Here is a 19,437-nt window from a genome sequence, read left to right as displayed (position 1 = left end):
GCCACCCTATGAGTACGCGTGCGGGGCCGGGCGGCCGCCCGGCCCCGCACGGTGCTAGCGGAGCACTCGGCCGGCGGGCGCGTGCTGGACGTGCGCGCGGGCCGTCCGCGGAGCGGCGACGCGGTCGCCGTTGACCGGGAGCGTGCTGCCCGCGAAGACCTGGGCGGCGTGGGCCGCGCCGTCCGCGAGCTGGTCGAGGATGGTGCTGTTGTTATTGGTGTAGGTGTCGCAGGCCTGGTGGTAGCACGGGTCGTACGCGACGCCCGCCTGACCGCCGTAGGTCTTCGCCTCGGCCTCCGTCTTGATGCCCTCCGCGCCGGAGTCGAGGCCGCCGGCCGGAATGCCGTTCTCGATGAACGGCCCGTAGTCCGAGCGTCCGTTGAACTCGCTCGGCGAGGTCGCGAGCTTCCGCCGGCCGTAGTAGTCGAGGAAGACCTTTTCGATCGCGCCGGAGCCGGGGGGCGGGTTGGTGCCCGCGCCCTGGGAGTCGTCGCCGTCGTACACGCCCCGGACGCCGTTGGGCGAGCCGAGCATGTCGAAGTTGAGGTTCAGGGCGATCCTGGCCTTCTGCGCGGCGGTCAGGTGCGTGACGTAGTACTCCGAGCCGAGCAGGCCTTCTTCCTCGGCGCCCCAGAACGCGAACCGCACCTTGTTCTTGATGCCCTTGCCCAGCTTGCCGATCTGCTCGGCGATGGTGAGGACCGTGGCGGTGCCGCTGCCGTTGTCGTTGATGCCGGGGCCGGTGGTGACGCTGTCGAGGTGCGCGCCGAGGACGACGACGTTGTCCGCGCGGCCGCGCTTGGTCTCGGCGATGACGTTGTGCGCCGTCCGCTGCTCGCTGAAGGTGTCCGTCTTGATGTGCAGCGTCAGGATCCCGGACGATGCCGCCTGCACCAGGTCGGTGCCGAGCCGGTAGGTCGGGCCGATCACCGGGATCTGCCAGGGGGTGCTGGCGGTGCCCTCCACGGGGCCCATCCGGTCGGGCGAGGCGCCGTCGTTGTAGATGGCGATGGCGGCGGCGCCGGCGTTCTGAGCGTTGCCGGCCTTCACCGAGAAGTTGCAGCCGCCGCGCTTGACCAGGGCGATGTTGCCCTTGGGAAAGCCGGTGAAGTCGTCGGCCTCGCAGCCGCTGCCCACGCCGGCGCCCGCCGGGTCGACCGCCGTCGCGGTGGCGGTGACGTCACCGGAGCCGGAGAAGTCCAGGGTCGCGTAGTCGGTGCCATAGACGTAGTTCGCGCCGCCGGGCCGGTCGAAGACCGCGGGTGTCTTCTGCTTGTAGTAGTCGAACGGGAAGTCCTGCACCGTCGGCCGGTAGCCGGCCTTCTGCAACTGCTTGACGACGTACTTCGTGGAGACCTCGAAGCCGGGTTCGCCCGCCGCGCGGGTGCCGCCGTTGTCGGTGGCGATCGTCTGAAGGTCCTTCTGGTGCCGGCGGATGTCCTTCACTTTCACCAGCCGGTCGAGGCGCGGCTGTGCGGCCGCGTCCGCGGGGGTGGCGGCCCCGATGGAGGCCGCCACCAGGCCGATGAGGGTACCGATGGCGAGTTTTCGCAACGCCGTTCCCTTCGTGGGGTAAAGCGGAGGTAATGCCGCGCATCCTGACATCGCCGGGTTTCGCGCGCCAGGCCATGAGATCGACTCGTTGCAGGGATGCCGGAAATCGGGGACTAGAACGTGATTCGGGCCACTGTCCGAGATCGTCCCTGATCGCTATCGTTTCGCGCAGGCTCTCGAGGCGTGGAGGCGGCCGTGTACGACTACGTCATCGTCGGTGCCGGCAGCGCGGGCTGCGTGCTCGCGGATCGGCTGACCGCGGACCCCGGCACGAAGGTCCTGCTCCTGGAGGCCGGACCACCCGACGACGCCCCCGAGATCCACATCCCGGCCGGGCTCGCGGCGCTGTTCAAGAGCCAGTACGACTGGGACTACACGACGACCCCGCAGCCGCACGCCGCCGGCCGCACCGTCTACTGGCCGCGCGGCCGCACGCTCGGCGGCAGCTCGTCGACCAACGCGATGATCTACATCCGGGGGCACCGGCACGACTTCGACACCTGGCGCGACGAGTACGGCTGCAAGGGCTGGGGATACGCCGACCTGCTGCCGTACTTCATGCGCGCCGAGGACCAGCAGCGCGGCGCGTCCGACTACCACGGCACCGGCGGGCCGCTCCGGGTCGAGGACCTGCGCTTCAAGCATCCGATGGTCCGCGCCTGGATCGACTCGGCGACCGACTTCGGCCTGGCCGCCAACGACGACTTCAACGGCGCCGAGCAGGACGGGGCGGGGTTCTACCAGGTGACGCAGCGGCGCGGCCGCCGCTGGTCGACCGCGGACGGCTACCTGTCCCGCGCCGCCGACCGGCCGAACCTCACCGTCGCGACCGACGCGCTCGTCACCCGCGTGGTCATCGAGGACGGCCGGGCCACCGGCGTGGCGTACCTGCGCGGCGGCACCGAGCAGCGCGCCGTCGCCCGGCGCGAGGTCATCCTGTCCGGGGGAGCGGTCAACTCCCCGCAGGTCCTCATGCTGTCCGGGATCGGGCCGGCCGACCACCTGCGCTCGCACGGCATCGACGTGATCGTCGACCTGCCCGCCGTGGGCACCGGGCTGCAGGATCATCCGATGGTGCCCGTCATGTGGCACACCCCGGACACCAAGGCGCTCTGGGAGGGCGTCAACCTGCGCAGCCTCATGCTGTACCAGGCCCTGGGGCGCGGCCCGTACGCCTCGAACATCGCCGAGGGCGGCGGCTTCGTACGGACGCGGCCCGACCTGCCGGCCCCGGACCTGCAGTACCACGTGCTCCCCACGCCGTACCTCGACCAGGGCCTCACCGACGCGAACAAGCGCGCCATGTCGGTGTTCGCCACGACCGTGGCCGTGGCCGGCCGGGGGAGCGTGACGCTGCGGTCCGCCGACCCGCGGTGGAAGCCGCTCATCGACCCGGACTACCTGGGCGACGAGGCGGATCTCCAGGTGCTCCTCGCGGGCGTCCGCCAGGCCCGGGAGATCGCGGCGACCGGGCCCATGGCCCGGATCGTGGGCGGGGAGTACGCCCCCGGCCGCGACGGCGACGACCTCGCCGAGTGGGTGCGCCGTCAGGTCGTGACGCTCTACCACCCCACGAGCACGTGCGCGATGGGCGGCACCGAGGACTCGGTCTGCGACCCCGAACTCCGGGTGCGCGGCGTGGAGGGCCTGCGCGTCGTCGACGCGTCGGTCATGCCGGTGGTGCCGCGCGGCAACACCAACGCCCCGACGATCGCGATAGCCGAGCGGGCCGCCGACCTGATCGCCGGCGGCCCGCTGCTGCCCCCGATCGAGTTCGCCTGACCGTGGGGCCGCGCCGCCCGCCGGACCGGGCGCGCGTTCTCTCGGCGGCGACCTGCGCGGTCGCGCCGGGCCTTCGGGGCGCGGTGGACCGGGCGCCCGCGCCGAGCCCGCGACGGCGGCCTGCGCGGCCGCGTCGAGCGCTGGGTCGGGTGCCCACGTCGAGCTCGCGGCGGCCTGTGCGCCCGCGTTGAGCCCCGCCCGGATGGAGGGCGCCTGTGCAGGCGGGGCTCGGCGTGGGCGCACAGGCCCTGAGCGGGTTCACCGGGCGCGGCGGCGCAGGAGGCCGCGGGGCCGCTCCGCCTCGCGCGCCTCGCGGTCACGCTCGTCCATCAGCGCCTTCAGAATGTCCGGGTGCATCGTTGGTGCTCCTCGTGGTGCGGGCCGGCCGGTCCGGCCTCGCACTCATAAGGTTCGTCCTAAGGCGGTGGCCGGGGCATCGGAACAATGCCTCATCCCGGTCGCCCTCCGGGCCTAGATCCGCGGGCCCGCCACCGGCAGCCGCCTAAGTCACCGCGGTGCGCCTAAGAACCACCATCCGTGGTCCGGCGCGCCCGCATCGCCTCGTGGAGGGCCGCCCAGACGTCCGCCACGGGACCCACGTGCCCGAGCTTGTCGGGGTTGAGCACCGTGCGGATCGTCTGGATCCGCCCTTCGGCGACGTCGAGCACCCAGGCGGTGAGGACGTTGCCGTCCCGGTCGCGGAAGATCGCACCTGGCTGGCCGTTCACCGAGTGGGGCTCCAGCTCCGCTCCGCTCCGGCCGAAGAGCGGGATGAGCGCGCCGAGCGCCCGGGCCACGTTCCGGACGCCGATGAAGCGGTCGGCCCACTGCGGGGCCTTACCGCCGCCGTCGGCGACCAGTTGGACGTCGGCGGCCAGCAGGTCCCGAAGCCCGTCGAGGTCCCCCTCCCGGAAGGCGTCGAAGAACCGGCCGGCGAGCTCCTCGCGGTCGCGCCGGTCGGCCTCGAACCGGGGGCGGCCCGCGTCCATGTGGCGCCGCGCCCGCACCAGGAGCTGGCGGCACGCCGCCTCCGACCGGCCCACCGCCGACGCGACCTCCGGGAAGCCGAACCCGAACACCTCCCGCAGCACGAAGACCGCGCGTTCGAGCGGGCTGAGCCGCTCCAGGAGGAGCAGCGCCGCCATCGACACCGAGTCGGCCAGCTCCGCCGACCGCTCCGGGTCCTGGTAGGGATCGGCCAGCAGCGGCTCGGGGAACCACGGTCCGACGTACTCCTCCCGCCGGACCCGCGCCGAGCGCAGCACGTCGATCGAGATCCGGCTCACGGCGGCGGACAGGAACGCCTTGGCCGAGGCGGGCCGGGTCGGGGAGGCCGAGAAGCGCAGCCAGGTCTCCTGGACCGCGTCCTCGGCCTCGCTCACGCTGCCCAGGATCCGGTAGGCGATCGAGAACAGCAGCGGCCGCAACTCCTGGAACTCCTCGACCCGCTTCACATCGGCGCCTCTCCGTGACCCCGCCGCCCCATTGACCATCGTCACCAGGGCAGCCGGCCCTCCGCGCCGAAGAACCCGGCGGTCGGTCCGTCCGGGCCGAGCGTGGCCAGGCGCACCACGACCGCGGCGCCCTCCGCGGGGGTGAGGGTTCCGGTGTGGGCGTTGCTGTCGGTGTCGACGAAGCCGGGGGCGGCGGCGTTGACGAGGACGCCGTCCTTCCGCAGCTCATTGGCGTACTGCACGGTCAGCGCCGTCACCGCGGCCTTGGAGGGCGTGTACGCGGCCGACGGCAGCAGCGCCGCGAACGGGCCGTCCGGGTCGCTGGTGAGGGTCAGCGACGCGGCGTGACTGCTGACGTTGACGACGCGCGGCGCCGGTGACCGCCGCAGCAGCGGCAGCATGGCGTTGGTCACCGCGATCACCCCGAAGACGTTGGTCTCGAACACCGTACGGACCATGTCCAGGTCGACGGTACTGGGGATCTGATCGTGGGCGTCGGCGGGCGAAACCTGCCCGGAGCCGGTGATTCCGGCGTTGTTGACCAGCACGTCGAGGTGGCCGAAGCGCTCCCCGACCTCCGCGGCGGCCTTCTGAACGGTGTCCGGGTCGGTGACGTCCAGGATGAGCGCGTGCGCGTCACCGCCCGCCGCGCGCAGCGCCGCGGCGGCCTCCTCGCCGCGCCGCGGGTCCCTGGCGCCGACCAGGACCGTCATGCCCAACGCGCCGAGTCCCTCGGCGATCGCGCGGCCGATCCCCTTGTTCGCCCCGGTGACCAGCGCGATCCTCCGGTGTGTGGTCTGCTCGCTCATGACCGGCTCCTTGCGGTGGAGAGATGTGTTCTTCGCGGAATCCGTCTTCGCATCCCGAGACGAGACAGCCCGGTCCCCTGTGACATGCGGGCGCAGAATGGTCGGGCACAGGAGTCCCGGGCCGTGACGAGGCGCACGCGACCCGGCGACTCATCCCAGACCCGGAGGACGCATGAAGATCAAGGACGCCGAGGTCATCGTCACCGCTCCCGGCCGCAACTACGTCACGCTCAAGCTGACGACCGACGAGGGCGTCGTGGGGTACGGCGACGCGACGCTGAACGGGCGCGAGCTCGCCGTCGACGCCTACCTGCGCGAACACGTCCTGCCACTGCTGGCCGGCCGGGACGCCTCCCGGATCGGCGACACGTGGCAGTACCTCTACCGGGGCGCGTACTGGCGGCGGGGGCCGGTCACGATGACGGCGATCTCAGCGGTCGACCAGGCGCTGTGGGACATCAAGGGCAAGGTCGCGGGTCTGCCGGTGTACGAGCTCCTGGGCGGCCGGGCACGGGAGGCGGCCACCGTCTACGGCCACGCGAGCGGCGCGGACGTCGACGACCTCCTCGCCGACGTCGCGCGTCACCTCGAACTCGGCTACACCGCCGTGCGCGTGCAGGCGAAGATCCCGGGGATGGACGCGACGTACGGGGTGCACACCGGCTCGCAGCTGTACGAGCCCGCCTCCGGCACGCTGCCCACGGAGGAGGTCTGGAACACCGCCGCGTATCTCGACTTCGTCCCCACGCTGATGAGGCGGGTCCGCGAGGAGTTCGGATACGGGTTCCACCTGCTGCACGACGTGCACCACCGGCTCACCCCGATCGAGGCCGCGCGCCTGGGCGCGGCGCTGGAGCCGTACCGGATGTTCTGGATCGAGGACGCGACACCGGCCGAGGACCAGACGGCGTTCCGCCTGATCCGCTCGCACACCGTCACTCCGCTGGCGGTGGGCGAGGTGTTCAACTCGATCTGGGACTGCCGGGAGTTGATCACCGAGCGGCTCATCGACTACATCAGGACCTCGGTGACCCACGCCGGCGGCATCTCCCACGTGCGGCGGATCATGGACCTGGCCGACCTGTACGGCGTGCGCTCCGGCTCGCACGGGCCGGGGGACATCTCGCCGGTCGGCCTGGCGGCGAACTTGCACCTCGACCTGGCCATTCCGAACTTCGGGATCCAGGAGTACATGGGCCACCGGGATCCGGCCGGCGAGGTCTTCGACCAGGGCTACCGCTACGAGAACGGCATGCTGTGGCCGTCGGACCGGCCGGGGCTCGGCGTGGAGGTCGACGAGGAGGCCGCGCGGCGGTACCCGTACGACCCGAAGTACCTGCCGGTCGCGCGGCTGGCCGACGGCGGCATGCACGACTGGTGAGCCGCCGCCGGCCGTACCGCGCGTCTACCGGTAGTGCTTGCCGTGCAGGAGGCTGACCAGCTGCAGCAGCCTGGCCATGTCCTTGTCGGTGCGCTTGAACGACGTGAGGTTCATCGGCGCGGCGAACCGCTGCCGGGTGATGGCCTTGGCGCGCGCGAACTCCCGCAGCCCGTCGGCCCCGTGGATGCGCCCGAATCCGGAGTCGCCCACCCCGCCGAACGGCAGCGCCGGCACGGCGGCGAAGGCGATCACCGCGTTGATCGAGGTCATGCCGCTGCGCAGCCGCCGGGCCGCCTCCATCGCCGTCGAGCGGCTGCGGGAGAAGATCGCGCCGGCCAGGCCGTACGGCGTGGCGTTCGCGCGCCGGACGGCCTCGTCCACGCTCTTCACCCGGTGCACCGTGATGGTCGGGCCGAACGTCTCCTCCTGGACGGCGGCGGAGTCGTCCGGGACGTCCACCAGGATCACCGGCTCGACGAACGGCTCCTTCACCGCGTCCGCGCCTCCGACGAGCGCGCGGCCGCCGCGGGCGAGGGCGTCGTCGACGTGGCGCTTGATGACGTTCAGCTGGCCCGGCATCGTGATCGGGCCGTACGCGGCGTCGCGGTCCTCGCCGGGCCGCAGCGCGCGTGCCTGCGCGGTCAGCCTGGCGACGAAGTCGTCGTACACGCGGTCGACGACGTACACCCGCTCGACGCCGACGCAGGTCTGGCCCGCGTTCGACATCGCGCCCCACAGGGCGGCCTCGGCGGCCTCGTCGAGGCCGGCGTCGGCGTCCACGATGAACGCGTCCTTGCCACCGCATTCGGCGACGATGGGGGTGAGGCGCTCGGCGCACGCCGCCATGACCGTGCGGGCGGTCGGCGCCGACCCGGTGAAGGCGATCTTGTCGACGGCGCCGCGGGCGAGGGCCGCGCCGGTGTCGCCGAGGCCGGTCACGACCTGGAACACCGGCTCCTCCGGGATGACGGCGGAGATGATCTCGGCGAGCAGCAGGCCGACGCCGGGGGTGTACTCCGAGGGCTTGAACACCACGGCGTTGCCCGCCGCGAGGGCGTACGCGATCGAGCCGATGGGTGTGAACAGCGGGTAGTTCCACGGGCCGATCACGCCGACGACGCCGAGGGGCTGGTACTCCAGGACGCATTTCTGGTTGATGGAGACGAGGCCCGGGAAGACGCTGCGGGGGCCGAGGACCTTCTGGGCGTTGCGCGCCGCCCAGTCCAGGTGCGTGATCGCCAGGACGGTCTCCAGCTGGGCGTCGGCCACCGGCTTGCCGGTCTCCCGGTGGATCAGGGTCGCCATCCGGTGCAGTGACCGGGTCAGGGCGCCCTTGATGTTGAGCAGCCGGACGCGGCGCTCCTTCCAGCCCAGGTCGGCCCACCACACGGACGCGAGGCGGGCGCGCTCGACGGCGGCGTTCACCGCGGCCTCGTCGTGGATCGGATGCTCGCCGACGACCTCGCCGGTCGCCGGGTTCAGGGAGCGGAACGTCTCGGCGGTCTTCTCGCTCGCGGTCGCGGTCAACGGCGTCACCTTTGTCCCAACGAGATGGCTGTAGTCCAGTAAGTTACCCGTTACTGGCCGGGGGCGGGGAGTATGCCCCGTTCGATCGCGGCCGTGACCGCGGCGGTCCGGTCGGACACCCCCAGTTTGCCGAATGCCCGTAGCAGGTGGGTCTTCACCGTCGCCTCGCTGATCAGCAGCTCCCGGCCGATCTCCGCGTTCGTACGGCCACGGGCGACCAGCCGCAGCACGTCGATCTCCCGGCGGGACAGCTCGACCGGCGAGCGCATCCGGGACACGAGCTTGGCGGCCACCGAGGGGGCCAGGACCGTCTCGCCGCGCGCCGCCGCCCGTACGGCCTGCGCGAGGTCGTGCCGTGAGGCGTCCTTGAGCAGGTAGCCGGCGGCGCCCGCCTCGACCGCGCGGAGGATGTCGGCGTCCGTGTCGTACGTCGTCAGCACCACGACCCGGACCTGCGGGCGCTGCGCGAGGACGCGCGCGGTCGCCTCCACGCCGTCGCCGCCCGGCATGCGCAGGTCCATCAGCACGACGTCCGGCTCGTGCGCGCGGACCGCCGCGACCGCCTCGGCGGCGCCCCCGGCCTCGGCGACGACCGTCAGGTCGTCCTCGGCCGACAGCATGCCGCGAAGCCCCTCGCGGACGACCGGGTGGTCGTCGACGAGCAACACCCTGATCACGCGGGCACCTCCACCGTGACGATCGTTCCGGCTCCCGGCTCGCTCCGTACGTCGAACGTGCCGCCGACCTGGCCGACCCGCTCGCGCATGCCGTGCAGGCCGAAGCCGCGCGCCGTGCCGGGGCCGAAGCCTACGCCGTCGTCGCGGATCTCCAGGCGCACCGACTCCGGGGCGTACGCGAGGCGCACCTCGACCCGGTCGGCCTTCGCGTGCCTGCGGACGTTGGCGAGGCCCTCCTGGGCGATCCGCAGCAGCACGACCTCCGCCCCGGCGGTCAGCCGCCGCGGTTGGCCGGTGACGTCGTAGTCCGCCGTCACCCCCAGCTCCTCCGACATCCGCTCCGTCAGCCGCCCGACCGCCTCGTCCAGGGACGACCCGCCGAGCGGCGCGGGCGGCAGCGCGGCGACCAGGGCCCGTGCTTCGGCGAGGTTCTCCCGCGCGGTGCGCGCCGCGAGGCCGACCTGCCGCCGCGCCTCCTCCGGGTCGCGCCCGACGTACGCGTCGGCCGCCTGCAGCAGCATCAGGATGCTCGTGAAGCCCTGCGCGAGCGTGTCGTGGATCTCGCCGGCCATCCGCTCCCGCTCGGCCATGACGCCCGCCTCCCGGCTCACCTCGGCCAGCTCGGCCCGCGTCGTCTCCAGCTCCCGGATCAGCTCCCGGCGTTCCGCGCTCTGCGCGATGATCCGCTCGATCCACAGGCCGAAGAAGGCGGAGAACCCGATCACCACGACGGTCCAGACCACGAACGACACGACCGTCCCCGCGTCGGCGCCGCCGCGCACGAAGCGTACGGCCGGAACCGCGTTGAGGAGCACGAGCGCGGCCACGCTCTCGCGCCAGCGCACGATCATGAAGCACTGCGCGCAGGCCGCGAACAGCACGAGCGAGCTCTCCGGGGCCGTCAGCGCCGCCGCGCCGCACAGCACGATGAGCCCGGCGACGTAAACGTACGGCCCCGGGCCGAGCGTCTCCCGCCCGAGGAAACGCCGGCCGAACAGGACGTACCACGGCACCAGGGCGAGGAGGAGACCCGCCGCGACCAGCCCTGTCGCCGTCGGATGGTCGTTCAGCACGTAGATGATCGTGGCGACGAGGACCAGGCCGAAGTACGCCTCCCATCGGCCCAGTCCCCAGTCCCACGCGTCCTTGGCGGACATGGTGCTCATCCGTCGCGGCGCTTCCAGCGGAATGTCGTCAGGCACAGGACCAACCCTGCGACACCCCAGGCGGCCAGCACCAGTCCGGTACGCCCGTGCTCCCAGGAGTGCGCCGGCTCGGCGGCCAGCAGCGTGTCCGGGAGCAGCGCGGACCGCAGCCCCTGGCTGATCCACTTCAGCGGGAACAGCGCGCCGGCCTGCTGGACGCCGGACGGCAGCGCGCCGAAGGTGAAGTACACGCCGGAGATGAACTGCAGGACCAGGTAGGGCACGTTCAGCACGGCGGCCGCGCTGCGGCCCGAGCGCGGCACGCTGCTGACCGCGATGCCGAGCAGCGTGCAGACCGTCACTCCGGCGACGAACACCCAGGCGAAGGTCAGCCACCGCTCGGGCGTCTTCGGCGCCTCCAGCCCGAACAGCAGGTGCCCCAGCACGAACAGGACGACCGTCTCCAGCAGCGACAGGACCAGCGCCGCGATCGCCTTGCCGATGAAGTAGGACGACCTCGGCATCGGCGTGCCGTACAGCCGCTTGAGGGTGCCGTCGTCGCGCTCCTGCGTGATCGCGACGCCGAGGCTGACGAACGTCGTCGACATGATGCCGCTGGCGATGATCCCGGCCGCGAAGTACTGCCGGAAGTCGACGCCCGTACTGCCGACCTCGCCCTTGAAGATCGTGCCGAAGATGAGCAGCAGGATGACCGGCATCGCGACGGTGAAGACCACCGCCTGCGGCTCTTGGAGGAACGTCCTGAGCTCCAGCCCTCCCCGGGACAGCCCGATCCGTGCGGCGGACGGCATGGCGACGGCGGTCATCGGCCCTCTCCGATCATCGTGAGGTACACGTCCTCGAGCGTGGGACGGGTGACGGTCAGCTCCGGCACCTCGCCGTCGAACTTGTGGCTCAGCTCGGTGACGACCTGCGTGGGGGAGTCGGTCTCGATCGACTGCCGGCCCTCCGGCCCGACCCAGGCCACCCGCGCGGTGGCGGTCGCCCGGCCGCCGAGCTCCATCGGCGAGCCGATCTCGAGGACGCGGCCGCCGGCGATGACGCCGACCCGGTCGGCCAGCGCCTCGGCCTCGTCCAGGTAGTGGGTGGTGAGCAGGATCGTCGTGCCGCCGTGCGCCAGCCCCTCGATCAGCCGCCAGAACCGCCGCCGCGCGTCCGGGTCGAAGCCGGTGGTCGGCTCGTCGAGGAAGAGCAGCTCGGGACCGCCGATGATGCCGAGCGCCACGTCGACCCGGCGGCGCTGACCGCCGGACAGGTGCGCGAGACGGGCCCCCGCCTTGTCGGTCAGCCCGACCGCCTCGATCACCTCGTCGACGTCCCTCGGCCGCGGGTAGTAGCCCGCGAAGTGCCGGAGGATCTCCCGGACGCTCAGCTCGGGCCGCTCGTTCGAGCTCTGCGGCACGATGCCCAGACGGGCGCGCCACTCCCGGGTCGGTCTCCCGGGATCGGCCCCCAGCACCGACACCTCGCCGCCGGTCCGCCGCCGGTGCCCTTCGAGGATCTCCACCGTCGTGCTCTTGCCGGCGCCGTTCGGGCCGAGCAGGGCGAAGACCTCGCCCCGGAGGATGTCCAGGTCCACGCCGTTCACCGCGTCGACGTCGCCGTATCGCTTGCGCAGGCCCCGGACCCGCACCGCCGTTTCGTTCATGCCCCCAGCGTCGCGGCGATCCGGCCGGTCCGGGATCGGCGGTCCGGTGATTCCCGTGTCCACCGAACGGTGGACACGGGATCGAGGGGCTCAGCCCGAGAAGCCGACGTTCTCCCAGAACCGGAAGAGCCCGTGACCGACCGCGATGAGGTCGGGGTCGATCCCGAACAGGTCGGTGAGGTGGTAGACGAGCGAGAAGAAGTGGTCGTTGACCGCCGGGATCCACAGCAGCGCGAGCAGCGCCATGAAGGCGTACCCGCCGATCCTGTTCGCCTGCGCGACCCACCGGCGTGGCAGGTACGGCTCGACGATGCCGAAGCCGTCCAGGCCGGGCACCGGGAGCAGGTTGAGCACGGCCGCGGTCACCTGCAGGAACGCCAGGAACGCCATCCCCGTCCAGAACAGCAGGTGCGCCGGGTCCTTCGCCAGGTTGGTGATCACGACGCCGAGGACGATCGCGAAGACGAGGTTGGCGATCGGCCCGGCCGCCGAGATGAGGCTGTGCCGGAGTCTCCCGCGGATCGCCCCCCGGTCGATGTAGACGGCGCCGCCCGGCAGGCCGATCCCGCCGAGCAGCACGAACAGCACGGGCAACAGGAAGCTCAGCGTGATGTCGCCGTACTTGAGCGGGTTCAGCGTCAGGTAGCCGTTGGTCGCGACGCTCCGGTCGCCGGACCGCCAGGCGAAGAAGGCGTGCCCGAACTCGTGCAGGCACAGCGACACGATCCAGCCGCTGACCACGAACAGGAAGAGGAACAGCCGGGCGGTCCGCTCCGGGCTCATGCCGTACCGCCAGACCGCCAGGCCGGACAGGGCGAACAGGCCGAGGACGAACAGGAACGCCGGGCTGGGCCGTACGGCGGACCGCACCGCGCTTACGTTGGACATCGATCAGGTGCTCTCTGTGAGGGCGGGGACGGCATAGACGCGCAGGAAGTCCCGAGGATCGCCGTCGTGGGGGAGAACGATCATCGAGGAGATGATCCGGAACAGGAACTCCACCGCGCCCTCCACCGTGATGTCCGCGCGCAGCAGACCCTCCCGCTGGGCCGTCGCGAAGTACGGCCGGACGCGGTCGGCGCACAGGCGCAGGACGCTCTGGGCGGCCCCGGCGACGGCCGTCTGGGTGTGCCCGGCGGCCTCGGGGGTGAGGAGGGCGGCCACCCGCGGCTCGCCGCGCACGAACGCGACCGCGTCCACCACGCCCTCGACGATGCCGTCGGACACCGAGCTCTGCGTGCCGAGCCGGGCGGCCAGCCGGTCGAGGAAACGGCGCAGGTCGCGGAGGAGGACCTCGATGATCACCTCGTCCCGCCCACCGGCGAAGCTGCGGTAGACGGTCGCACGGGACAGCCCTGCCGCCGCCGCGATGTCCTCGACGGTCGTCTTGGCGACGCCGTAGCGTGCGAAGCAGCGCTCGGCGGCGCCCACGATCCGCTCCCGGACGTCGGTGGTGGCCTGCGGCATGCCTGGCAGGGTACCGGTCCCACCATGAGGGAATGTGAACACGGATCCCGCGTAGCGCCGAAGCACGGACACGCTGCGCGGCGAGCCCGATGACGGCGGCTGAGGAGGATGCCGACATGAAGATCGCTGGCGCGACCGCCCTCGTCACCGGGGCGACCGGAGGCATCGGCCGGGCCATCGCGCGCGAGTTGGCGGCGCAGGGCGCGTCGCTGGTGCTCACCGGCCGCCGCACCGACGTGCTGGAACCCCTCGCCGCCGAGCTCGGCGCGAGAGCCGTCGCCGCGGACCTCTCCGACCGGGACGGGGCCGTACGCCTCATGGAGCAGGCCGGTCCGGTCGACATCCTCGTCGCCAACGCCGGCCTGCCTGCGAGCGGGCCCCTCACCGACTTCACGCTCGAGGAGATCGACCGGGCGGTGAACGTCAACCTGCGCGTGCCGGTCGTCATGGCCCGCCTGGCCGCGGAGGGGATGACCGCACGCGGGCGCGGCCACCTGGTCTTCGTGTCCTCGATCGGGGGCAAGGTCGCGGCGGGCGGCACCGCGCTGTACAACGCGACCAAGTTCGGGCTGCGCGGTCTCGCCCTCGGGCTCCGCGAGGACCTGCGGCCGCACGGCGTCGGCGTCTCGGCGATCTATCCGGGGTTCATCCGGGACGCCGGGATGTTCGCCGACTCCGGGGTGAGCCTGCCGCCGGGCCTCGGCACGAACACGCCCGGCGACGTCGCCCGCGCGGTGACCCGCGCCATCGAGCGGGACCGCGCGGAGGTCGACGTCGCCCCGCTGCCGGTCCGCTTCGGAGTGGTGCTGGGCGGCCTGGCTCCGGGCCTGTTCGCCCGCCTTCAGCGGCGGGGCGGCGCGGACCGGCTCACCCGGGCCCTCGCCGAGGGCCAGCGCGACAAGCGCTGATGAGGGGAGTCAGTCGAGCTCGTAGTCGAGCGAGTAGGAGTGCCCGCCGTCCTCGGTGACGATGATCTGGCCTTCGCCCCTGATCCCCCGGAGGTCGCCGGTGCCGCTCGTCTCAACGATCTTCCAGGTCAGCCACGGCCTGCCGCGCTCGCCCCCCGCGCTGTGCTGGAGGAGGAACGCGCCCGTGCGGCCGTCGAGCGTGCCCTCGAACCGCTCGATCCCCACGTACGCGGCCGGCCCGGCCCCGGTGCCGACGGTGGTCAGCTCGGCGGTGCTGGCGCCGGTGAGGCCGCCGCTGAACGTCTTCTTCACGTGCACCCGCGTGCACGTGACCCCGTCACGCTCGTCGTAGGGCTTCTCGGCGTCCCACACGTCGAGGACGAACGTTCCTTCTACTCGCTTGCTCATGGGGGATGAGCATGGCGCCAAAGGCTGCCATCTTCTGTCAGGTACTCAGAAGAGCGTGCCGTCCCGTTCGATGCCGCGCAGCGCGTCGTAGTCGAGGGTGACGCAGTCGATGCCACGGTCCGCGGCGAGCACCCGCGCCTGCGGCTTGATCTCCTGGGCCGCGAAGATCCCGCGGACCGGCGCGATGAGCGGATCGCGGTTCAGGAGCTCCAGGTAGCGCGTGAGCTGCTCGACCCCGTCGATCTCGCCGCGCCGCTTGATCTCGACGGCCACCGTCGCGCTCTTGTCGTCCCGGCACAGGATGTCGACGGGCCCGATCGCCGTGGGGTACTCCCGGCGGATCAGCTTCCAGCCCTCGCCCAGCGTCGTGATGTGCTCGGCCAGCAGCTCCTGCAGGTGGGCCTCCACGCCGTCCTTCTGCAGGCCCGGGTCGATGCCCAGCTCGTGGCTGGAGTCGTGCAGGATCTCCTCGATCGTCAGGATCAGCTGCTCACCGGACTTGCCGTGCGTGACGGTCCACCGGCCCTCTTCCTCCTTGAGGGTGCACGGCGGGTTCATCCAGTTCAGCGGCTTGTACGCGCGGTCGTCCGCGTGGATGGAGACGCTGCCGTCGGCCTTCATCAGGATGAGCCGTGGAGCCATGGGCAGGTGGGCGGTGAGCTTGCCGGCGTAGTCGACACTGCACCGGGCGATGACGAGGCGCACGGTCGCCCACCTTAGTCGCAGCGCGTACGTGGCCGCGCGCGTTCGCCCGCCTTGGCCGCAGGGCGTACGCGACCGCGCGCGTCCGGGCGTTCAGAGCGGCTGGACGATGGATCCGATCTCCTTGCCCTCGACCGCGTACTTGACGGCGTTCGGATCGGCGGCGCCGACGACGTGGATGGTCTTGCCGTGGTCGCGGGCGAGCGTCAGCGCGCTCGCGTCCATGATGCGGAGGTTCCGCCGGAGCGCCTCGGACGCGGTGACGGACGGCAGGAAGCGAGCGTCGGAGTGCCGACGCGGGTCCTTCTCGTAGACGCCGTCGACGCCGTGCTTGGCCATGACGATCACATCGGCCATGGTGTCGATGGCCGCGTGGACGGCGGGGACGTCGGTCGAGAACCCCGACACGCCCATCCCGCCGGCCAGGATCACGACCTCGTTCCTGGCGAGCACGGAGCGCACCTCTTCGCGGTGGTAGAGGTTGCCGCTGCCGCTGGCGGGCCCGCGGGCGAAGATGTGCGCGGGAACGCCCATGGTGTCGAGCATGCCGTCGAGGAGCAGCGCGTTGACCGCGGTGGCGGCCATGCCGACGGCGTCGGCCTGCGGGCGGTCCAGGTGCCATCGGGTGGCCTGGGCTCCGCGGTAGATGTTGCCGCCGCCGACGATGAGGGTGACGACCACTCCCATGGCGCGGATGGCGGCGACCGACTGGGCCACCTCTCCCATCCGCTCGGGGTCGAGGGGAGCGTCGCGGGAACCCAGTGATTCGCCGCTGACCTTTAGAACGAGACGCCGGTAGCGGGGTGCGATGGTCACAGCGTGCGCTCCTTCTCCGCCCAGAGCGACTGGGCGGTCTTCCAGACCAGGTCGTAGGGGTCCTGGTCGTCCGGGTTCTCGTGACGGACGCGGAAGACGCCCGTGATGGCGACCAGCCGGTGTGAGCCGCCGACGGCGAAGTCGAGAAGACGGGGATGGTCGAGCCCGTAGGACTCGAGGTCCTCCAGCTCCACGCCGTGGACGACCATCGCCGCCGGTTCGACCAGGCCGCTGGCCAGACATCTCAGCCCGAAGTCCAGGTCGCCGACCTGGACGTACTGGAACGGCCGGAGCTTCCACCATCCGGGGAAGCTGCGATTGAGGAAGTCCCACACGACGCCGCCGCGCGGGGTCATGAAGGTCATGCCGTCCTCGACGAGCTCACGAACGGTGACCGGCTCCCGCGGCTGCCGGTCACCGACACAGAGCAGTTTGAACCGATCGATCCGAAGGACGAGGACCTCGACCCGCTCGTTCCACTGGGCGATCGACCCGACCCGCGGATCCTGTTCGGACGACATCATCGCCGAGGAGAGGCAGACGCCGATGTGCCGGTCGGGGCCGTTCTCGGGAAAGGTGAGGTCGACGTCGGCGGTGCGCCGGCTCTCCGGGACGATGTTGAAGCCGGAGGCGACTCCGAGCCCGTCGCTGAGGTCCCGTAAATAGGACAGGCAGTTCGAAGTGCACAGAATGGGAATACGCCGGCTGACGGTCGTGGCGGCGTCGATCGCCGCCCGGGTCATCTCCGGTATCACCTCGAGGCGATTGACGAATGCCTCACCCGCTCTGGTGAGCCGATAGGTCTTACGCCCGAACTCCCGATCGAGGATATGGACCTGCTGAGTGTCCCAGAACGCCTGGTCCAGTCGTTGAAGCTGCTGGGACACGGTCCGTTCGTCCCTGCCGAACCGGCCGGCGATCTCCTTGAACGACCGGTCGTACCGGAATGACCGCAGCCATTCGATCACTTCGTAGCTGAGGGCCGCCAAGATCGGGTCGAGCGTGGATTCCGGCATGACGAGGTCTCCCAGGGGGTCAGGGGCGGTTGCGGCGGAAGAAGAAGAACGCCGCCACGGGGCCGGCCGAGGCGCTCAGCGCCGTGATGGCGCCTTCGACGAGGCTCGCGTCGAACCTGCCCAGCAGCCCTCCGATCACGACGAGGAGGAGGGTCGCGGAGGACGAGGTCGAGAGGATGACCGCGAGCAGATGGCGCGTCTTCGCGTCGATGTCGGGTTCGCGCGTCACCGATCCGTTCTTCGGAAGATCGGAGATCAAGTAATGCGGGCGATCGTCGCGCGGAATTTCCGACTCCTCGGCCGGGTCCGGCTCTTCGATCGGGTGAGGTACGTTACACGACATCTTCGACGCTCCCCTCGGCAGCGCATGTCGTGTCATCATGGGGTATTCACCATGCCTTCGCAACCACATCACCTGCGGTAATGGCATGCATGGCAGCGAAACTTGCGGTGAACGTGCCGCAGGGAACGTCACTGTTACCGTGATCTGTGGTATTCAGCATTGTGCGCTCGACACCATTCCCGTACGGTTGACTCATGATCACGCCATTGGAACGCACCAAAAGCCACGAAGGCGAAGATCGCGACTTTTCCGCGCATACCGGCCGGCCGAGAAATCGTGTGAGCATCTCGTTGACCGGAGAGGCCATGGCCGCCGCCGAGACGCTCGCCGAGGAGCACGGGATCACCGAAGGCGAGGCCGTGCGCCGGGCGCTCGCCGTGTTCAAGTTCCTGAGCGACGAGACGGCGCGCGGCACCGTCTTCCGCATGCAGCTGGCGAACGGAGAGTCCGAGCGCCTCCGCATCCTCTTCGCCTGACGCGCCTCGACGGCGGCGTCGGGCCCGAGCGGGGGCCCTCGGGGGAATGACCGCTCCTCAGCGGCCGTCGGGCTCCGACGCCTCGGTGAGCGACCGGACGCGGCGCCGCAGGAAGTCGCGCTCGACCGCGTTCCCGGTGCGCGCGATCGCCGCCTCGTACGCCGCCTCGGCCTCGCCCGTACGGCCCAGGCGGCGCAGCAGGTCGGCCCGCACGGCGTGGTACACGTGATGCCGGTCGAGGTCCAGGTCGTCGACGAGCGCGAGCGCCGCCCCGGGCCCCGCGACCTCGGCCACGGCGACGGCGCGGTTGAGCGCCACGATCGGGCTCGGGGCGAGCGCGACATGCAGGTCGTACAGCCGCAGGATCTGTCCCCAGTCCGTGGCGGCGGCGTCCGGCGCGTCACTGTGCACCGCGTTGATCGCGGCCTGGATCTGGTACGGCCCCGGCCGGTCGCGCCGCAGACACCGGCGGACGAGGTCCTGCCCCTCGGCGATCAGGTCCCGATCCCACCGGCTCCGGTCCTGCTCGGGCAGCGGGACGAGGAACCCGTCCGGCGCGGTACGGGCCGCCCGGCGCGACTGCAGCAGCAGCATCAGCGCGAGCAGGCCGGCGACCTCGGGCTCGTCCGGCATCAATTCGGCCAGGAGCCGCCCGAGCCGGATCGCCTCCCCGCACAGCTCCTCCCGGACCAGCCGGTCCCCGGAGCCGGCGACGTAGCCCTCGTTGAAGATCAGGTAGACGACGGCCAGCACGCCTCGCAGCCGGTCCGGCAGGTCCGCCTCGCCGGGGATCCGAAACGGGATCCCCGCGTCGCGGATCTTCCCCTTGGCGCGGACGAGTCGCTGCGCCATCGTCGGCTCGGGCACCAGGAAGGCGCGAGCGATCTCCGCGGTGGTCAGGCCGCCCAAGAGCCGGAGCGTCAGCGCGACCCGCGCGGCGGGCGCCAGCGCCGGGTGACAGCAGGTGAACATCAGACGGAGCCGGTCGTCGCGCACCGGGCCCTCCTCGGGCGGCTGGTCGGCGGCGTACAGCAGGGCGGCCTGGGCGTGCCGGTCCGCGCGCGAGGCCTCGCGCCGCAACCGGTCGACCGCCCGGTTGCGCGCGGTCGTGATGATCCATCCCGCCGGGCTCGGCGGTGCCCCGGCGGCCGGCCAGCGCCGCAGCGCCTCCGTGAAGGCGTCCTGGACCGCCTCCTCGGCGACGCCGATGTCGCCGAAGACGCGGACCAGGACGGCCACCGCGCGGCCGTACTCCTCACGGAACACCCGCTCGACCTGCGCGGCGGCGGAAGACGCGGACACG

The 19,437-nt window shown here is 71.7% G+C and carries 20 protein-coding genes; 4 read left to right on the top strand and 16 right to left on the bottom strand.

The genetic code is table 11. From position 1 onward, the window contains the following. Positions 1-54 precede the first annotated feature (54 nt). Positions 55-1,554: a M20/M25/M40 family metallo-hydrolase gene (locus NDW01_RS24525; RefSeq protein WP_252823923.1), complete on the bottom strand. Its 1,500-nt coding sequence runs from the start codon at positions 1,552-1,554 to the stop codon at positions 55-57. 195 nt (positions 1,555-1,749) lie between these two features. On the opposite strand from NDW01_RS24525, the gene NDW01_RS24520 reads away from it, so the two are divergent. Next, positions 1,750-3,336 (top strand): GMC family oxidoreductase, encoded by a 1,587-nt coding sequence (locus tag NDW01_RS24520; RefSeq protein WP_454923423.1) that lies wholly within the window; start codon positions 1,750-1,752, stop codon positions 3,334-3,336. A 521-nt stretch (positions 3,337-3,857) separates the two neighbouring features. On the opposite strand, the gene NDW01_RS24515 is transcribed toward NDW01_RS24520, so the two are convergent. Together NDW01_RS24515 and NDW01_RS24510 are read right to left on the bottom strand one after the other, a co-directional pair. Next, complete coding sequence (locus tag NDW01_RS24515; RefSeq protein WP_252823918.1) at positions 3,858-4,790, bottom strand: RNA polymerase sigma-70 factor; 933 nt, start codon at positions 4,788-4,790, stop codon at positions 3,858-3,860. 41 nt (positions 4,791-4,831) lie between these two features. After that, the gene (locus tag NDW01_RS24510; protein ID WP_252823916.1) at positions 4,832-5,599 is read right to left on the bottom strand and encodes an SDR family NAD(P)-dependent oxidoreductase; all 768 of its coding nucleotides are present in this window, start codon (positions 5,597-5,599) and stop codon (positions 4,832-4,834) included. 172 nt (positions 5,600-5,771) lie between these two features. Between NDW01_RS24510 and manD the strand changes: the two genes are divergently transcribed. Next, positions 5,772-6,980, top strand: coding sequence for a D-mannonate dehydratase ManD (manD, locus tag NDW01_RS24505; protein ID WP_252823913.1), 1,209 nt, complete (start codon positions 5,772-5,774; stop codon positions 6,978-6,980). A gap of 24 nt (positions 6,981-7,004) precedes the next feature. On the opposite strand, the gene NDW01_RS24500 is transcribed toward manD, so the two are convergent. The 7 genes from NDW01_RS24500 to NDW01_RS24470 all read right to left on the bottom strand — a co-directional run bounded on the left by NDW01_RS24500 (position 7,005) and on the right by NDW01_RS24470 (position 13,465). After that, positions 7,005-8,507: an aldehyde dehydrogenase family protein gene (locus NDW01_RS24500; protein WP_252823910.1), complete on the bottom strand. Its 1,503-nt coding sequence runs from the start codon at positions 8,505-8,507 to the stop codon at positions 7,005-7,007. A 50-nt stretch (positions 8,508-8,557) separates the two neighbouring features. Next, positions 8,558-9,184 carry a response regulator gene (locus NDW01_RS24495; RefSeq protein ID WP_252823907.1) on the bottom strand — a complete coding sequence of 209 codons (627 nt, stop codon included), beginning with the start codon at positions 9,182-9,184 and terminating at the stop codon, positions 8,558-8,560. Beyond that, a complete protein-coding gene (locus tag NDW01_RS24490) occupies positions 9,181-10,341 on the bottom strand; it encodes a sensor histidine kinase (protein WP_252823904.1) in 1,161 nt (386 codons plus the stop codon). The genes NDW01_RS24495 and NDW01_RS24490 overlap by 4 nt, the downstream gene beginning before the upstream one ends. 5 nt (positions 10,342-10,346) lie before the next feature. Further along, the gene (locus NDW01_RS24485; protein WP_252823902.1) at positions 10,347-11,156 is read right to left on the bottom strand and encodes an ABC transporter permease; all 810 of its coding nucleotides are present in this window, start codon (positions 11,154-11,156) and stop codon (positions 10,347-10,349) included. After that, entirely contained in the window at positions 11,153-11,998 is an 846-nt protein-coding gene (locus NDW01_RS24480; protein ID WP_252823900.1) for an ABC transporter ATP-binding protein, read from the bottom strand. The genes NDW01_RS24485 and NDW01_RS24480 overlap by 4 nt, the downstream gene beginning before the upstream one ends. A 90-nt stretch (positions 11,999-12,088) precedes the next feature. Continuing rightward, a complete protein-coding gene (locus tag NDW01_RS24475) occupies positions 12,089-12,886 on the bottom strand; it encodes a site-2 protease family protein (protein WP_252823889.1) in 798 nt (265 codons plus the stop codon). A gap of 3 nt (positions 12,887-12,889) precedes the next feature. After that, entirely contained in the window at positions 12,890-13,465 is a 576-nt protein-coding gene (locus NDW01_RS24470) for a TetR/AcrR family transcriptional regulator (protein WP_252823887.1), read from the bottom strand. Positions 13,466-13,581: 116 nt separating this feature from the next. Here NDW01_RS24470 and NDW01_RS24465 point away from each other — a divergent pair, with 116 nt between their 5' ends. Beyond that, positions 13,582-14,373 (top strand): SDR family NAD(P)-dependent oxidoreductase, encoded by a 792-nt coding sequence (locus tag NDW01_RS24465; RefSeq protein WP_252823885.1) that lies wholly within the window; start codon positions 13,582-13,584, stop codon positions 14,371-14,373. Positions 14,374-14,382: 9 nt separating this feature from the next. Here the strand turns inward: NDW01_RS24465 and NDW01_RS24460 are convergent, their stop codons facing one another. The 5 genes from NDW01_RS24460 to NDW01_RS24440 form a co-directional block, all read right to left on the bottom strand. Continuing rightward, on the bottom strand, positions 14,383-14,781 hold the full coding sequence (locus tag NDW01_RS24460; RefSeq protein WP_252823883.1) for a DUF3224 domain-containing protein: 399 nt from the start codon (positions 14,779-14,781) through the stop codon (positions 14,383-14,385). A 45-nt stretch (positions 14,782-14,826) separates the two neighbouring features. After that, positions 14,827-15,486, bottom strand: coding sequence for an endonuclease NucS (gene nucS, locus NDW01_RS24455; RefSeq protein ID WP_252778903.1), 660 nt, complete (start codon positions 15,484-15,486; stop codon positions 14,827-14,829). 90 nt (positions 15,487-15,576) lie between these two features. Next, on the bottom strand, positions 15,577-16,299 hold the full coding sequence (locus NDW01_RS24450; protein WP_252823881.1) for an amino acid kinase family protein: 723 nt from the start codon (positions 16,297-16,299) through the stop codon (positions 15,577-15,579). Continuing rightward, positions 16,296-17,315: a hypothetical protein gene (locus NDW01_RS24445; RefSeq protein WP_252823878.1), complete on the bottom strand. Its 1,020-nt coding sequence runs from the start codon at positions 17,313-17,315 to the stop codon at positions 16,296-16,298. The genes NDW01_RS24450 and NDW01_RS24445 overlap by 4 nt, the downstream gene beginning before the upstream one ends. A gap of 19 nt (positions 17,316-17,334) precedes the next feature. Beyond that, positions 17,335-17,745 (bottom strand): hypothetical protein, encoded by a 411-nt coding sequence (locus NDW01_RS24440; RefSeq protein WP_252823876.1) that lies wholly within the window; start codon positions 17,743-17,745, stop codon positions 17,335-17,337. A gap of 107 nt (positions 17,746-17,852) precedes the next feature. Between NDW01_RS24440 and NDW01_RS24435 the strand changes: the two genes are divergently transcribed. Continuing rightward, positions 17,853-18,134: a ribbon-helix-helix domain-containing protein gene (locus tag NDW01_RS24435; protein WP_252823874.1), complete on the top strand. Its 282-nt coding sequence runs from the start codon at positions 17,853-17,855 to the stop codon at positions 18,132-18,134. Positions 18,135-18,191: 57 nt separating this feature from the next. On the opposite strand, the gene NDW01_RS24430 is transcribed toward NDW01_RS24435, so the two are convergent. Continuing rightward, positions 18,192-19,436, bottom strand: a complete 1,245-nt coding sequence (locus NDW01_RS24430) for an RNA polymerase sigma factor (RefSeq protein WP_252823872.1) — start codon at positions 19,434-19,436, stop codon at positions 18,192-18,194. Between the last annotated feature and the right edge of the window lies 1 nt (position 19,437).

Source organism: Actinoallomurus soli, assembly GCF_024055715.1.
GTDB lineage: Bacteria > Actinomycetota > Actinomycetes > Streptosporangiales > Streptosporangiaceae > Actinoallomurus > Actinoallomurus soli.
The sequence above is the reverse complement of the archived record's forward strand: the minus strand, read 5'-3'. Positions and strand labels throughout refer to the sequence as shown.

Coding starts and splice junctions, on each gene's coding strand:
- NDW01_RS24510 (WP_252823916.1), bottom strand. CDS start 5,599: ATGAGCGAGCAGACCACACACCGGAGGATCGCGCTGGTCACCGGGGCG.
- manD (WP_252823913.1), top strand. CDS start 5,772: ATGAAGATCAAGGACGCCGAGGTCATCGTCACCGCTCCCGGCCGCAAC.
- NDW01_RS24490 (WP_252823904.1), bottom strand. CDS start 10,341: ATGTCCGCCAAGGACGCGTGGGACTGGGGACTGGGCCGATGGGAGGCG.
- NDW01_RS24485 (WP_252823902.1), bottom strand. CDS start 11,156: ATGACCGCCGTCGCCATGCCGTCCGCCGCACGGATCGGGCTGTCCCGG.
- NDW01_RS24480 (WP_252823900.1), bottom strand. CDS start 11,998: ATGAACGAAACGGCGGTGCGGGTCCGGGGCCTGCGCAAGCGATACGGC.
- NDW01_RS24475 (WP_252823889.1), bottom strand. CDS start 12,886: ATGTCCAACGTAAGCGCGGTGCGGTCCGCCGTACGGCCCAGCCCGGCG.
- NDW01_RS24470 (WP_252823887.1), bottom strand. CDS start 13,465: ATGCCGCAGGCCACCACCGACGTCCGGGAGCGGATCGTGGGCGCCGCC.
- NDW01_RS24465 (WP_252823885.1), top strand. CDS start 13,582: ATGAAGATCGCTGGCGCGACCGCCCTCGTCACCGGGGCGACCGGAGGC.
- NDW01_RS24460 (WP_252823883.1), bottom strand. CDS start 14,781: ATGAGCAAGCGAGTAGAAGGAACGTTCGTCCTCGACGTGTGGGACGCC.
- NDW01_RS24445 (WP_252823878.1), bottom strand. CDS start 17,315: ATGCCGGAATCCACGCTCGACCCGATCTTGGCGGCCCTCAGCTACGAA.
- NDW01_RS24440 (WP_252823876.1), bottom strand. CDS start 17,745: ATGCCATTACCGCAGGTGATGTGGTTGCGAAGGCATGGTGAATACCCC.
- NDW01_RS24435 (WP_252823874.1), top strand. CDS start 17,853: ATGATCACGCCATTGGAACGCACCAAAAGCCACGAAGGCGAAGATCGC.